The 14985-nt window shown below is 58.3% G+C and carries 9 protein-coding genes and 2 rRNA genes; 7 read left to right on the top strand and 4 right to left on the bottom strand.

Annotated elements, in window-relative coordinates; all coding sequences use genetic code 11:
- The 6 genes from CKF42_RS18610 to aceK form a co-directional block, all read left to right on the top strand.
- Positions 1 to 89, top strand: a 23S ribosomal RNA gene (locus CKF42_RS18610); the annotation flags it as partial.
- Positions 90 to 188: 99 nt separating this feature from the next.
- Positions 189 to 304: ribosomal RNA gene (gene rrf / locus CKF42_RS18605) — 5S ribosomal RNA — on the top strand.
- A 179-nt stretch (positions 305 to 483) separates the two neighbouring features.
- Complete coding sequence (metA, locus tag CKF42_RS18600) at positions 484 to 1413, top strand: homoserine O-succinyltransferase (protein ID WP_009092644.1); 930 nt, start codon at positions 484 to 486, stop codon at positions 1411 to 1413.
- A 263-nt stretch (positions 1414 to 1676) separates the two neighbouring features.
- Positions 1677 to 3275, top strand: coding sequence for a malate synthase A (aceB, locus tag CKF42_RS18595; protein WP_111208888.1), 1599 nt, complete (start codon positions 1677 to 1679; stop codon positions 3273 to 3275).
- Between the two features lie 17 nt (positions 3276 to 3292).
- Positions 3293 to 4594, top strand: coding sequence for an isocitrate lyase (aceA, locus tag CKF42_RS18590; protein ID WP_009092641.1), 1302 nt, complete (start codon positions 3293 to 3295; stop codon positions 4592 to 4594).
- Positions 4595 to 4655: 61 nt separating this feature from the next.
- On the top strand, positions 4656 to 6404 hold the full coding sequence (aceK, locus tag CKF42_RS18585) for a bifunctional isocitrate dehydrogenase kinase/phosphatase (protein ID WP_111208887.1): 1749 nt from the start codon (positions 4656 to 4658) through the stop codon (positions 6402 to 6404).
- On the opposite strand, the gene iclR is transcribed toward aceK, so the two are convergent.
- Positions 6379 to 7206 (bottom strand): glyoxylate bypass operon transcriptional repressor IclR, encoded by an 828-nt coding sequence (gene iclR, locus CKF42_RS18580; protein WP_046100998.1) that lies wholly within the window; start codon positions 7204 to 7206, stop codon positions 6379 to 6381. The genes aceK and iclR overlap by 26 nt on opposite strands.
- A gap of 194 nt (positions 7207 to 7400) precedes the next feature.
- On the opposite strand from iclR, the gene metH reads away from it, so the two are divergent.
- Entirely contained in the window at positions 7401 to 11084 is a 3684-nt protein-coding gene (gene metH / locus CKF42_RS18575) for a methionine synthase (protein ID WP_111208890.1), read from the top strand.
- Positions 11085 to 11444: 360 nt separating this feature from the next.
- Here the strand turns inward: metH and CKF42_RS18570 are convergent, their stop codons facing one another.
- Genes CKF42_RS18570 through CKF42_RS18560 form a run of 3 tightly spaced genes read right to left on the bottom strand, consistent with a single transcriptional unit; the run spans position 11445 to position 14922 of the window.
- Positions 11445 to 13535: a YjbH domain-containing protein gene (locus CKF42_RS18570; RefSeq protein WP_046100999.1), complete on the bottom strand. Its 2091-nt coding sequence runs from the start codon at positions 13533 to 13535 to the stop codon at positions 11445 to 11447.
- Positions 13535 to 14278 (bottom strand): capsule biosynthesis GfcC family protein, encoded by a 744-nt coding sequence (locus CKF42_RS18565; RefSeq protein WP_111208886.1) that lies wholly within the window; start codon positions 14276 to 14278, stop codon positions 13535 to 13537. The genes CKF42_RS18570 and CKF42_RS18565 overlap by 1 nt, the downstream gene beginning before the upstream one ends.
- Complete coding sequence (locus CKF42_RS18560) at positions 14275 to 14922, bottom strand: YjbF family lipoprotein (protein ID WP_009092635.1); 648 nt, start codon at positions 14920 to 14922, stop codon at positions 14275 to 14277. Before CKF42_RS18560 ends, CKF42_RS18565 begins: the two co-directional genes overlap by 4 nt.
- Positions 14923 to 14985: the final 63 nt, after the last annotated feature.

The raw sequence follows: 14985 nt of genomic DNA, 5'->3' as shown, positions 1-14985 counted from the left end.
GTTGAAGACGACGACGTTGATAGGCCGGGTGTGTAAGCGCAGCGATGCGTTGAGCTAACCGGTACTAATGACCCGTGAGGCTTAACCTTACAACGCCAGAGGCGTTTTTGAGAGACGCGATTTTCAGTTTGTGACGGATAAAGAATTAGCAGAAGCGAAGAATTTTTCGTTTCGTGCACCAAGATTTGCCTGGCGGCTTTAGCGCGGTGGTCCCACCTGACCCCATGCCGAACTCAGAAGTGAAACGCCGTAGCGCCGATGGTAGTGTGGGGCCTCCCCATGCGAGAGTAGGGAACTGCCAGGCATTATATAAGTGAAGAAGCCCCGCACTGACGTGCGGGGCTTTTTTACGTCTGCTGTTTGCCAGTTTAAGCTGAAACATTTTCATTTTCTGCATGAAACCTCGACAACTCACCCCAATCAGGCTAATGTTGGGCATCCAGATGTCTAAACGTTTATACGGTTGTATGAGGTGAGCAGGTTATGCCAATCAGGGTTCCCGACGAATTACCGGCAGTAAATTTTTTGCGTGATGAAAATGTCTTTGTCATGACATCATCGCGCGCCAGTGTTCAGGAGATCCGTCCGCTTAAAGTGCTGGTACTGAATCTGATGCCGAAGAAGATCGAAACGGAGAATCAGTTTCTGCGTCTGCTGTCCAACTCACCCTTACAGATCGATATTCAGCTGCTGCGTATCGACAGCCGTGAGTCGCGCAACACCCCCAGCGAGCACCTCAACAACTTCTACTGCAATTTCGAAGATATTCAGCACGACAACTACGATGGCTTAATCGTGACAGGTGCGCCGCTCGGACTGGTTGATTTTAACGATGTCGCTTACTGGCCACAGATTCAGCGCGTGCTGCACTGGGCAAATGAGCATGTTACCTCAACCCTGTTTGTCTGCTGGGCGGTGCAGGCTGCGCTGAATATTCTGTATGGTATTCCGAAACAAACCCGACAGAACAAACTGTCTGGCGTCTATGAGCATCAGATACTGCATCCGCACGCGTTACTGACCCGGGGTTTTGATGATAATTTCCTGGCTCCGCACTCACGCTATGCTGATTTTCCTACCCAGCTGATCACCGATTACACCGATCTTGAGCTGTTTGCTGAATCGGAACAAACCGGGGCGTATCTGATGGCGAGCAGGGACAAGCGACTGGTCTTTGTTACCGGTCACCCGGAGTATGATGCCCTGACCCTGGCCGGTGAGTACCATCGCGATTATGAGGCGGGCGTGAAACCGGAGATTCCATATAACTATTTCCCGCAGAATAATCCGGCGCTGCCACCGCGGGCCACCTGGCGCAGCCACGGCAATCTGCTGTTTTCGAACTGGCTCAACTACTACGTCTATCAGATCACGCCGTTCGATCTGCGTCACATGAATCCGACGCTGGAATAGTCCCGCTTAATCTTCAACTGAACCGTGTTAGCCGATGGCAGCACGGTTTTTTTTCGCCTGTAAAAAGCCAGATGAAAAGCATTCCTTTAAAAGATGAAGCTTTAATCCGTTCTGAAACAAAGAGATATCGCCGTTTAAATTCAAAAATGGAAATAGTTTTTGATTTAATAAAATAAATGCTTATGCTCTGGATCTGTAGCTCACAAAACAAACAGCGAGTGGATCCGCTGCATTCGATCTTTTGAATACAGGAGAGCGCCAGCATGACAGATTCCGTGATCAGCCATACCCTGACCTTCAGCCAGCCCCTGAACCAGGCAGCAGAGAGCCTGTTTACCCCTGAAGCCATCTCGTTTTTAGAAACTCTGGTGACACGCTTTGCGCCGCAACGCGAAGCACTGTTACTCGACCGCCAGCGGCGACAACAACGCTATGACCAGGGCACGCTGCCAGACTTCGATATGGAAACCGCTTCTATAAGAGAAAGTGAATGGCATATTCGATCCATTCCGGCCGATTTAGCGGATCGCCGGGTGGAGATCACCGGGCCGCCCGATCGGAAGATGGTGATCAACGCGCTGAATGCTGACGTGAACGTCTTTATGGCTGACTTTGAGGATTCGCTTTCCCCGGCGTGGTCAAAACTGATCGACGGTCAGCTCACGCTGCGCGAGGCGGTGCAGGGAACGCTGAGTTACACCAGCGACAAGGGCAAAATCTATCAGTTGAACGCCCATCCGGCGGTGCTGATGTGCCGGGTGCGCGGTCTGCATCTGTCAGAAAAACATGTCAGCTGGCAGGGTAAGGCGATTCCGGGCGGCCTGTTCGATTTCGCTCTCTACTTTTTCCACAACGTTCGCGCTTTACTGGCGAAAGGCAGCGGCCCTTACTTCTATTTGCCGAAAACCGAAAGCTGGCAGGAGATCGCCTGGTGGCGTGAGATCTTTCGTTTCAGCGAGGATCAGTTCGATCTGCCGCGCGGAAAGATCAAAGCGACAGTGCTGATCGAGACCCTGCCTGCGGTCTTCCAGATGGATGAGATCCTGTGGAATCTGCGCGATCATATCGTCGGCCTGAACTGCGGCCGCTGGGATTACATCTTCAGCTATATCAAAACCCTGCAACAGCATCCGGATAGGATATTGCCGGATCGCCAGTCGGTGACCATGTCGCAGCCATTCCTGGATGCCTATTCGCGACTGCTGATTAAAACCTGTCATCGCCGGGGGGCATTTGCGATGGGGGGCATGTCGGCCCTCATTCCCCACAAAGATCCGGTGCGCAATGCCTGGGTATTGCAACGCGTAACGGAAGATAAGCAGCGTGAGGCGGGCAATGGACACGACGGCACCTGGATAGCGCATCCTGGCCTGGCAGAGAGTGCGATGGCCGTCTTCAATGCCGCTCTCGGCGATCGGCCTAATCAGCTGCATGTCATGCGTGAAGCGGACGCCCCGATCACGGCAGAGCAGTTACTTGCGCCCTGTGAAGGGCAACGCACCGAGGCGGGTATGCGTGCCAACATCCGCGTCGCGCTGCAATACCTTGAGGCCTGGATTAGCGGTAACGGTTGTGTGCCGATTGATGGACTGATGGAGGATGCCGCTACGGCGGAGATTGCGCGCACCTCTATCTGGCAGTGGATTCGCCACCAGCAAATCCTGGACAGCGGCCAGCCGGTCACCGCTGAACTGTTTCTGCGCTGGCTGAACGAAGAGCTGCATCTGCTGCAAAACACGCTGGGTGAATCCCGTTTCAGCGGCGGTCGCTACCACGACGCGGCGCAGCTGATGGCGCAGATCACCACCGAACGCGAACTGGTTTCCTTTCTTACCCTGCCAGGCTACCGCCTGATCCCCTGAACAGAGGAGCTATTGCCATGACACGCACTCAACAAATCGAGCAACTTGAACAGGATTGGCAGACCGCACGCTGGCATGGGATTACCCGCCCGTACAGCGCAGCAGAGGTGGTTAATCTGCGCGGCTCATTACAACCCGCCTGTACGCTGGCGGAGCGCGGTGCAGAGAAACTCTGGGCACTGCTGAACGGCAAGGCAAAGAAGGGCTACATCAACAGTCTGGGCGCGCTGAGCGGCGGTCAGGCCCTTCAGCAGGCGAAAGCGGGCATTGAAGCGATCTATCTCTCTGGCTGGCAGGTGGCGGCAGATGCCAACGTTGCCGGGCAGATGTATCCCGACCAGTCGCTCTATCCGGTCAACTCAGTGCCGGAGGTCGTGACGCGCATCAATCAGACCTTTCAGCGTGCCGATCAGATTCAGTGGTCCGCGGGTATCGAAGCGGGTGACAGCCGGTACACCGATTTCTTTCTGCCGATTGTTGCCGATGCGGAAGCGGGTTTTGGCGGCGTGCTGAACGCATTTGAACTGATGAAGGCGATGATTCAGGCGGGTGCCGCGGCGGTTCACTTCGAGGATCAGCTGGCTGCGGTGAAAAAATGCGGCCATATGGGCGGTAAGGTGCTGGTGCCGACCCAGGAGGCGATTCAGAAACTGGTGGCGGCCCGGCTGGCCGCCGATGTGATGGGGGTGCCCACCCTGCTGCTGGCCCGCACCGATGCCGATGCCGCTGACCTGATCACTTCAGACTGCGATGAATATGACCGTCCCTTTATCCGGGGCGACCGGACGGCAGAAGGGTTCTTTCGCACCCATGCGGGGATAGAACAGGCGATTAGTCGCGGTCTGGCCTATGCACCCTATGCTGACATCCTGTGGTGTGAAACCTCGACGCCGGACCTGGCGATGGCGCAACGCTTTGCCGACGCCATTCATGCGCGCTTTCCCGGTAAGCTGCTGGCCTACAACTGTTCGCCGTCATTCAACTGGAAGAAAAATCTCGACGACAGCACCATCGCGACGTTTCAGCAGTCGCTCAGCGACATGGGTTATCGCTTCCAGTTCATCACGCTGGCAGGCATTCACAGCATGTGGTTCAACATGTTCGATCTGGCCCATGCCTATGCTCAGGGCGAAGGGATGCGTCACTATGTTGAAAAGGTTCAGCAACCTGAGTTTGCGGCGCGCGATCGCGGTTACAGCTTCTCGTCGCATCAGCAGGAGGTAGGCACCGGCTATTTCGATCAGGTCACCACCACCATTCAGGGCGGTAAATCGTCGGTCACGGCGCTGACCGGTTCGACCGAAGAGCATCAGTTCTGACGCGCTTTCCTGACGGATCCCCCGCCCGCACGCTGCGGGCGGGCCTTTGCCGGAGCTGATTATGCCGCCACGTGAATCTTTAATCGCCCACACGATTCTGCAGGGGTCAGATGCGCAGTATGGCCGCTTTCTGGATATCACCGCCGGGGCGCAGCAGCGGTTTGAACAGGCGGAATGGCAGGCGGTGCAGCACGCCATGAAGGCTCGCATCCACCTCTACGACCATCATGTCTCTCTGGTTGCTGACCAGCTGCGGGTGCTGAACGGCGCGGCAGACTGGGATCAGGCATTCTGGCTGCGGATCAAGGATCACTATCAGAGCCTGCTTCCCGGCTACCCGCGGCATGAGATTGCCGAAAGCTTTTTTAACTCCGTCTACTGCCGGTTACATGGCCATGCCGATCTGCAGCCGGAGCGCCTGTTTATCTTCAGCTCTCAATCCCAGGCTACGCCGGTTACCCCTTTGCGGCCCCTGTCGCGACGTTATCTGCCGGACAGAGGCTGGCGGACCGTGGTGGATCAGGCTCTGGCCGATTTACCGCTGACCCTGCCGTGGCAGCATCGCGCCCGGGATGTCGGCTGGATTGTCCGTCACCTGACGTCGCACTTTGCCGGTCTGGATCAGGGCTGGCTAGAGGTCAACAGTGAGCTTTTTTATCGCAACAAAACCGCGTGGCTGGTGGCGCGCCTGCATCTGCCGGAAGGCATCGCTCCCTGTCTGCTGCCGATTCAGCGCACTGACGCCGGCGAACTCTGGATAGACACCTGTCTCACCGATGTGAATGACGCCAGCATTGTCTTTGGGTTCGCCCGCGCCTGTTTTATGGTCTATGCCCCGGTGCCTGCTGCGCTGGTCGCCTGGCTGCAACCGATTCTGCCAGGCAAAACCCTGGCGGAACGGTACAGGGCAATTGGCTGCCAGAAACATGGCAAAACGGAAAGCTACCGTGAATATCTTCAGGCGCTGGCAGAGAGTGATGCGGCCTTTGAGATCGCGCCTGGCGTGCGCGGCATGGTGATGCTGGTTTTCACGCTGCCGGGGTTTGATCGGGTGTTTAAGGTGATTAAGGATCGCTTCGCGCCACAGAAAGAGGTGACGGAAGCGCAGGTGCGCGCCTGTTATCAGCAGGTCAAAGAGCATGATCGCGTGGGACGCATGGCCGATACGCAGGAGTTTGAGCAGTTTGCGCTGCCGCTGGCGCGCTTCTCACCGGCGCTGCTGGCTGAGCTGAACGCCTGTGCGGCAGAAAAAGTGGAGATCCAGGGCGACCGTCTGATTATTCGTCATCTGTGGCTGGAGCGACGGATGCAGCCGCTTAATCTCTATCTGGCGCAGGCCAGCGCGGCAGAGCGGCATCATGCAATCGAGGAGTATGGCAACGCCATCCGGCAGCTGGCGGCCGCCAATATCTTTCCCGGCGATATGCTGTTTAAAAACTTCGGCATCACCCGCCATGGCCGGGTCATTTTTTATGACTACGATGAGATCCGCCCGATGCTCGAACTGAACTTCCGGGAGGTGCCGCGCGCGCGTTATGAGGAAGATGAACTCAGCGCAGAGCCCTGGTACAGCGTCGGGCCGGACGATGTGTTTCCGGAGACTTTCCGCTATGCGTTATGCAGCGAAGCCGCGACCGGCGCCTTGCTGCTGCAACTGCATCCGGAGCTTTTTGACCCCGGCTGGTGGCGCGCTCAGCAGCAGCGCATCGCTCAGGGCCATGTGGAAGAGGTGATTGCCTGGCGGCAGACGCAGCGTTTCAGCGTCTGCTACGCGGCAGAAACCGTTAACGACCGCTGTACGCCAGCGTAACCTGTCGCGCCTCGCGGATGACCAGCGCGCCGAGTTCAGTAATGCGGTCATCCGTCATGCGGGCAATCGGGCCGGAGATGGAGAGCGCCGCAAAGGCGTCGCCATGTTCGTCATAGATGGGGGCGGCGACACAGCGCAGACCCAGCGCATGCTCTTCATCGTCAAAGGAAAAGCCCGCTTTACGCACCTGTGCCAGATTCTCCTTCAGGCTCTGCGGCGACATCAGCGTCTTCGCGGTGTAGTAGTGCAAGCCCTTCTGATGCAACAGCGCCGTGACCTGCTCATCGCCCAGATGTGCCAGGAACGCTTTGCCGGCACCGGAGGCGTGCATCGGCAGCTTGCCGCCAATCGGCGCGGACATCCGCATCAGCTGCGTGCACTGCACCTGATCGATGATCACGGCCTGATGATCGCTGAGATCCAGCACCGCCAGATTGACCGTCTCGCCGGACTGCTCCATCAGCCTGCGCAGCACCGGGTGCACCAGCGCCAGCAGGTTACGGCTTTGCAGAAAACTGCTGCCGACCACAAAGGCGTGTGCGCCGATAGTCCACAGACCCAGGTCGCCCACCTGACGGACAAAACCCTGCTGCTGCATGGTGCTGAGCAGGCGATGGGTGGTGGAGTTTGGCAGGCCCGCCTGCTGAGCCAGTTCGGTCAGTGCCACGCTGCCGTGTGAATCGGCAATCAGCTCCAGCAGGGTCAGGCCGCGCGTCAGCGACTGGACCTGACCGCCCGCTGGTGCGGCGACAGGCGTGCTACGGGGTTTTTTGCCGCGCTTAGCGGGAACCGGCGTTGCCATGGGAAACTCCTCTTTTGCATTGTGGAAATCATTTTCGTTTTAATCGTGACGTTTGCAAACGCTGCTTTTCTGGTCAGACCTCTCAGCCCGCGATCGTTATCCGTCCCGGATAAGGTGACTTTGTCGCCAGTTAAGCTTGTGCCAGAATGAAAAACAGGCTTTTTCGCCAGCAGACTGACGTGAGTGGGGCAACGGTGAGCACGAAAATCGACGCGTTATATCAGCAGCTCGCACAACGCATTATGGTGCTGGACGGTGCCATGGGCACCCTGATCCAGAGCTACCGGCTGGAGGAGGCGGATTTTCGCGGCAGCCGCTTCGCCGAGTGGCCCTGCGATCTTAAAGGCAACAACGATCTGCTGGTGCTGAGTCAGCCGGCGGTGATCCGCGCGATCCACGACGCCTATCTGGCCGCAGGCGCTGACATCCTCGAAACCAACACCTTCAATGCCACGTCGATTGCGATGGCAGATTACCGCATGGAAAGCCTCTCGGCAGAAATCAACCGTGAAGCGGCCCGGCTGGCACGATCCTGCGCCGATGCATGGACGGCAAAAACGCCAGATCGTCCGCGCTTTGTGGCGGGCGTGCTGGGCCCGACTAACCGCACCTGCTCTATCTCGCCCGATGTAAACGATCCCGCCTTTCGCAACATCACCTTCAGTCAGCTGGTGGACGCATACCGGGAGTCGACCCGCGCGCTGGTGGAGGGCGGTGTTGACCTCATCATGATTGAAACGGTGTTCGACACGCTGAATGCGAAAGCCGCGGTCTATGCGGTGCAGAGCGAGATGGAGGCGCTGGGCGTGACGCTGCCGCTGATGATCTCCGGGACGATTACCGATGCCTCCGGGCGGACGCTCTCCGGCCAGACCACCGAAGCCTTTTATAACGCTCTGCGTCATGCAGAACCCCTCTCTTTTGGCCTGAACTGTGCGCTCGGCCCGGATGAGCTGCGTCAGTATGTGGCGGAGCTGTCGCGCATCGCTGAGGGCTACGTCAGCGCGCACCCCAACGCGGGTCTGCCCAATGCGTTTGGCGAATATGATCTCGATGCGGAAGTGATGGCCCGGCAGATGGGGGAATGGGCCCGTGCCGGCTTCCTGAATATTATTGGCGGCTGCTGTGGCACGACGCCGCAGCATATTGCCGCCATGGCCGCCGCTGTTGAAGGCGTCGTACCGCGGAAGCCACCGGCTATTCCGGTGGCCTGTCGTCTCTCCGGTCTGGAGCCGCTTAACATCAGCGCCGAATCACTGTTTGTGAACGTCGGGGAGCGCACCAACGTCACCGGCTCGGCAAAATTTAAAAGACTGATTAAAGAAGAGAAATATCACGAGGCGCTGGACGTCGCGTTGCAGCAGGTGCAGAGCGGCGCGCAGATTATCGACATCAATATGGACGAAGGGATGCTCGACGCTGAAGCAGCGATGGTGCGTTTTCTGAATCTGATTGCGGGCGAACCCGATATCGCCCGCGTGCCGGTGATGATCGACTCTTCGAAATGGGCGGTGATCGAAAAAGGGTTACAGTGCATTCAGGGCAAAGGGATTGTTAACTCGATTTCGATGAAAGAGGGCGAGGCGGCCTTTATCCATTATGCCCGTCAGGTGCGGCGCTACGGCGCTGCCATGGTGGTGATGGCCTTTGATGAAGTGGGGCAGGCGGATACCCGCGCCCGTAAGATCGCGATCTGCCGCCGGGCTTATCAGATCCTCACACAGGAGGTCGGTTTCCCGCCGGAAGATATCATCTTTGACCCCAATATCTTTGCCGTGGCGACCGGCATAGAGGAGCACAACAACTACGCGATGGACTTTATCGGGGCGTGCGAAGATATCCGGCGTGAACTGCCCCATGCGATGATCTCGGGCGGCGTATCCAACGTCTCATTTTCTTTTCGCGGCAACGAACCGGTTCGCGAAGCGATCCACGCCGTGTTCCTCTATCACGCTATCCGCAACGGCATGGGGATGGGGATTGTCAACGCTGGCCAGCTGGCTATCTATGACGATCTGCCCGCTGAACTGCGTGATGCCGTCGAAGATGTGATCCTCAACCGGCGCGAAGAGGGCACCGAGCGGCTGCTGGCGCTGGCGGAAACGTACCGTGGCGGCAAAAGTGACGGCGCGCAGGAGAAACAGCTGGCGGAGTGGCGCGGCTGGGCGGTAGCTAAGCGGCTGGAATATTCGCTGGTTAAAGGAATAACGGAGTTTATTGAGCAGGATACCGAAGAGGCGCGCCAGCAGGTGTCCCGCCCGATAGAGGTTATTGAAGGGCCGCTGATGGCGGGCATGAATGTGGTCGGCGACCTGTTCGGCGAAGGCAAAATGTTTTTGCCGCAGGTGGTGAAATCGGCACGCGTCATGAAACAGGCAGTGGCGTATCTGGAACCCTTTATCGAGGCCAGTAAAGAGGCCGGGCGCAGCAACGGCAAAATCGTGCTGGCCACGGTGAAAGGGGATGTGCATGACATCGGCAAGAATATTGTTGGCGTGGTGCTGCAGTGCAATAACTACGAAATTATCGACCTGGGCGTGATGGTGCCAGGGGAGAAGATCCTGAAAACCGCGCGGGAAGTCGATGCGGATATCATCGGCTTGTCGGGCCTGATCACGCCGTCGCTGGATGAGATGGTTAACATGGCGAAGGAGATGGAGCGTCAGGGCTTTACGCTGCCGCTGCTGATAGGCGGCGCGACTACCTCAAAGGCGCATACCGCCGTCAAAATCGAGCAGCACTACAGCGGTCCGACGGTTTACGTGCAGAACGCTTCACGCACCGTCGGCGTGGTGTCATCGCTGCTCTCCGACACGCTGAAAGCCGATTTTATTGCCCGAACCCGACGGGAGTATGAAACCGTGCGCATTCAGCACGCACGCAAAAAACCGCGCACGCCGCCGGTGTCGCTGCAGGCCGCGCGCGATAACGCCAGCCTGATCGCGTGGGAAAACTACACGCCACCGGTGCCGCATCGCCCTGGCGTCAGTCAGGTTGAGGCCAGTATCGACACGCTGCGCCACTATATCGACTGGACGCCGTTCTTTATGACCTGGTCGCTGGCGGGCAAATATCCCCGCATTCTGGAAGATGAGGTGGTGGGTGAAGAGGCACAGCGTCTGTTTGCCGATGCCAGTGCGATGCTCGACAGATTAAGTGAGCAGTCGCTGCTGACACCCCGTGGCGTGGTCGGTATTTTCCCGGCTAACCGGGTCGGTGACGATATCCATCTCTATAGCGATGAGCGGCGCGATGAAGTTTTGTGTGTGAGTCATCACTTACGTCAGCAGACAGAGAAAACCGACTTTGCAAACTACTGCCTGGCCGATTTCGTGGCACCCAAATCAACGGGAAAAGCGGATTATCTTGGCGCTTTCGCGGTGACCGGCGGGCTGGAAGAGGATGCGCTGGCGGCGGCGTATGACCTGCAGCATGACGACTACAACAAGATTATGGTGAAGGCGCTGGCGGACCGTCTGGCGGAGGCGTTTGCCGAATATCTGCATGAGCGGGTGCGTAAGGTGATCTGGGGCTTCGCCCCCAATGAAAATCTCAGCAATGACGAGCTGATTCGCGAGTGTTATCAGGGGATACGACCGGCGCCAGGCTATCCGGCCTGCCCGGATCACACCGAAAAAGCGGCCATCTGGACGCTGCTGGGGGTGGAAGAACAGATCGGCATGACGCTCACCGAATCCTATGCCATGTGGCCGGGCGCCGCCGTCGCTGGCTGGTACTTCAGCCATCCTGACAGTCGATATTTCGCCGTGGCGCAGATCCAGCGTGACCAGGTGGAGGATTATGCGGCCCGCAAAGGCATGTCGGTCAGCGAAGTGGAACGCTGGCTGGCACCGCATCTTGGCTACGACGAAGAGTAAAAAAGCGGGCTGAAGGCCGTTTCAGACAGCTGGAAATTTAAATCCGGGCGAATCTTACTGCAATGAATAAGCTCAATGCGCAGGGAACCCGGTCAGAAGAGGAAAGCGTCCCGCGCCAGGGACGGCGCGGGCCGAGCGGCCAGGGATTGGCATTAGCGCCTTTCCGATCTGACCGGGTTTCCTGTGCGTGCACCCGCTTACCGCTGAGCAGGCTCAGGGAGCATACGCCTTGCGCAAAGTCGCCTTAACGCCATCCATGGCAGGCTCAGCGCGGGCCATCCCTGGCCCGCTATGCTTTGCTTCAGGCGTATGCTCCCATCGCTTTACGTCCGGCCGCCGTCTGAACGAGGCCGCCTCTGCTTAGTTAAAGCGCGCGTCGCGATCGGACGTCAGATCATACAGCTGGTACTTACGACCCAGCATCTGACCGCCATCGCGCGTCAGCGGCACCCAGTTAACCTGCGCGCGACCGCGTGTTGGCGTCACGGTGAACAGATCCATCGGCACGGAGATATAGAAGCCTTTGGTGAAGTCACCCTCGCCATACTCTTCCGAGGAGACGTTGGTTTTCGTGGCATACACCCCCACCATCACGCCGCTGTCAAAGCGCTTGGAAACATCAACCGTCACGCCTTTATCTTTCGCCAGATACTGACCGACGCTGGCTTTCACCAGCACATCCTGCATAAACCACGGACGCCAGTAGCCGGTCAGGTTGCCGGTTGAGGCTTTATAGCGGTTGAACTGCATCATGTTGTCCCAGTCACGCTGCCGGACGTAGTTGGCATCGACGCCCACCGCCCAGTTCGCATCGACCGGACGATAGAGCACCTCGCCGCCCACGCCGCCATACATCGTCTCCAGATAACCGCCGTAGACCTGACCATAGAAGCCGTTACCGAGGTGGCCCATATAGTTGGCCTGCAGATCGTTAACGTAGACGTTATTCTCGACGTAGTCACGGATGTGGGTACGCACGCGCGGCAGCGATGAGTCGGCCGGTGCGCCGTTATAGTTGAACTTATCGTAGTTGTTGGCGAGGTTGCCAAACAGACTGCCCCCCACCAGCAGGTGGTCGGTCAGCCAGTAATCGACGTTACCCATCACGCCGACCTGATACATATAGAAACTCTCCGGGCCGCCCACCGACTGATTCAGCACCGGTGACAGGCTGTAATTCAGGCGATCTTTGCGGATAAACATCCCCTGCTCAGTAGTGCCCGGATCGACCGGATCTTTGCGCGTCTGCTGCAGCGGCTGCTCATGGCCCAGCGGATAGCCTTGCAGATCGTTACGCAGGCTGGCGACCTGCGTTTCCGTAGTGACCTGCGGCATATTAAAGCGCGACTCGGTGACATTGATGGTGTCGATGCCGTCCGGCAGATGATTCATGATGATGCGGTTAGCGCGATCGACGCCTTCGCGGGTATCGCGATATTTGGTCTGCTCACCGGAGACATAGAGCGTATGCCCCTGTGTCTGAATACGCGGGCCATCGAGACCGGCGTTATATTTCAGGTCGGTAAGCTGATTCCCCACCACGGTCGGCTCCAGCAGACGCGGCTGCGGCTGCGGATTGTAGGCGGGCTTCTCGCTGTCGATGTGCGCCTGGCGCAGATCGTTAAAGTTCGTGCGCAGGGTAACACCAAACATAAAGGTGTTGCCGCGTTCGTAGCTGGCGTTGATATCCGCCCAGTCGGTCACACGGTAAATCGCCCCGACGTTCAGCTTGCTGCGCTGCTCCAGACGGCCAGCAAAGTCATTCTGATAGTCGTTACCCTCATACTCCATTTTAAGGCGCAGCGGCTGCCAGGGGGTCTGATACTCAATACCGCCAAACAGCGCCGTCGGACCGTGGAACATCTGCGAGCCGTTGATGGAACCCGCTTCGCCGACCCGTGGACGCTGACAGTAGCTGTCGCTGTAGGAACAGAAGGGGTTCTTCACCGTGCCGCTGTTGCCGAGATAGCCCCAGCCGAGACCGAACGTAAAGTCGAACGGCCCCCAGGCCTTGGTCGCCACCAGATATTCGCTGTCGAACAGGCCTGTGCCGCCGAGATCGCGGGTGCCGACCGCCACTTCCGGCAGCCAGAATCCTTCCTGCCACAGACGCAGTTTCAGGTCGAAGGCTTTATCTTTATAGCTCTGCGTGCCGCTGAATTCAGAGACCGCACTGTACTGGCGGGTACGCACGTCGGTGTAACGCACGGTCGTCTCCAGCCACGGGAACAGCTGCAGCGATGCGGAGTAGTAGCGATACTGATCGTTGTCGCGGGCATTGAGGCTGAATTCCCCCTCTCTGGCCATGCGCGCGGTCGGCACCTGCATCAGGCCCACGCCGCCAAAATCAGATTGTGAAGGTCCCACCGGCGCAGGCCAGGTGTCAGCCTGCGCCTGACAGGCTGCCGCCACGGAAACAGCCAGCAGGCTGAAGAGATAACGTTTTTTCATCAGTCTGGTATCCGGTGAGTCAGTACGGAGAGGAGGCGATCGTTGAGATCTTCATAGGCGCCTGGCAGGCTCCACGATGAAAAGCCGAGCCAGATAATGCTGCCTGGCTCCACTTCCACATGGCGATGATTCCAGTACGCTACCGGCACCTGCTGCGTGGCACCCGACGGGGCAATCACCGTAACAAAATTGCGTTCTGCCCCGGAAAGTAACGAATGCTCCGCAAGATAGTCACGTACGGATTTTCCCGGTTGCCAGCTCACTTTGCCTGCCCCACTCAGCGCGCCGAGCAGCAGCACGGAATCGGACGGGGTTTGCAGCCAGAGGTCATAGCTGCCTTCCAGACGACGGTTGTCTGCCGGATGCAGACGGATCCAGTCCGGGTCGAGCGAGGTAAACTGGCGGCCTGTTACCCTGATCGCACTCAGCTGGCGGATCACCTCATCAATGGCCGCCGCCCGGTCGCCACTGCTGTCGGCACGCCACGCGCGCAGCTCGCCCAGCGTCTGCTGATAGTGCTGCTGTGCCACGGCGCTGGCACCGCGCTCGGCAATAAAAGTACGGCGCCAGTCCGTGTTCGCCTGCAGCGGAGGAAGCGTCACCAGCTGGGCGAGATCGGCAATCTGGCTCAGTTCAGCCTGACCGCCATTATGCGGTGCGTGGACAATCACCTGCGCCGTCGCCTGCGCGCCTGCGCTGCTGAGCAGGCTCAGCCCGGCCAGCAAAAATGTTATTTTTTTCATGATTTCGCCGGCTTCAGAATAGTGGTGTCTACAGGGAAGGCATCTGCCGCCAGCATCTGATGGGCCTGCACCACATCGCCGCTGCTGTTATCGATCCAGAAGGTGTTTTCCCACGTGCGGTTACTGCTGTCGATGCTCACCTGCTCATGCCAGACGCGGCAGGGAATGCGGTTGCCCGCGAGGGTCAGGACTTCATCGGTGCCGCGCGCAAAGGTGGAACGCACGGTCGCGCCGCGAACCTTGCCCTGTTCGGTCCACTGCACGATGCGGGTCCAGCCTGCGCCATTGCTGAGGTGAAGGGGGGCAGCCAGCGGGTCCTGCTGCAGATTGCTGACGCTCAGCAGGTTATCCGGTAAGCCCAGGGTTTTTACCAGGCGCCCATGCTGTGTGACCAGCATCGCCTGATCCTGAGTCACCCATTTCTGCTGACCATTCTCGTTGTAGCCCAGCACCACGAAAATACGCGGTCCCTCATTCAGCCGGGCATAGAGACTGGCGTAGGGCAGATTGTTGACCTGTTGATCGGTTACGGTGACGTCGTCAGGACCGTTAACCGCGAGCAGCAGGGTCTGTTCAAGACCTTTTTGCGTTTGTGTACAGGCCTGCAGCAGCAGGCAAGCGAGCAGCAGAGGAAGTTGGCGCACTGTGTGTCCCTGATAAGTCATGCCAAAGTAAAAATAACCACACAGACGTGTGGTTATGTTTAA

The organism is Pantoea sp. ARC270, from assembly GCF_003236725.1.
Taxonomy (GTDB): domain Bacteria; phylum Pseudomonadota; class Gammaproteobacteria; order Enterobacterales; family Enterobacteriaceae; genus Pantoea; species Pantoea anthophila.
This window is presented reverse-complemented; position numbering and strand designations above follow the sequence as displayed.

What these genes read in the sequence shown, in the direction of transcription:
- CKF42_RS18570 (WP_046100999.1), bottom strand. Translation starts at nt 13,535, where the DNA reads ATGAAAAAACGTTATCTCTTCAGCCTGCTGGCTGTTTCCGTGGCGGCA.
- aceA (WP_009092641.1), top strand. Translation starts at nt 3,293, where the DNA reads ATGACACGCACTCAACAAATCGAGCAACTTGAACAGGATTGGCAGACC.
- iclR (WP_046100998.1), bottom strand. Translation starts at nt 7,206, where the DNA reads ATGGCAACGCCGGTTCCCGCTAAGCGCGGCAAAAAACCCCGTAGCACG.
- metA (WP_009092644.1), top strand. Translation starts at nt 484, where the DNA reads ATGCCAATCAGGGTTCCCGACGAATTACCGGCAGTAAATTTTTTGCGT.
- CKF42_RS18565 (WP_111208886.1), bottom strand. Translation starts at nt 14,278, where the DNA reads ATGAAAAAAATAACATTTTTGCTGGCCGGGCTGAGCCTGCTCAGCAGC.
- aceK (WP_111208887.1), top strand. Translation starts at nt 4,656, where the DNA reads ATGCCGCCACGTGAATCTTTAATCGCCCACACGATTCTGCAGGGGTCA.
- aceB (WP_111208888.1), top strand. Translation starts at nt 1,677, where the DNA reads ATGACAGATTCCGTGATCAGCCATACCCTGACCTTCAGCCAGCCCCTG.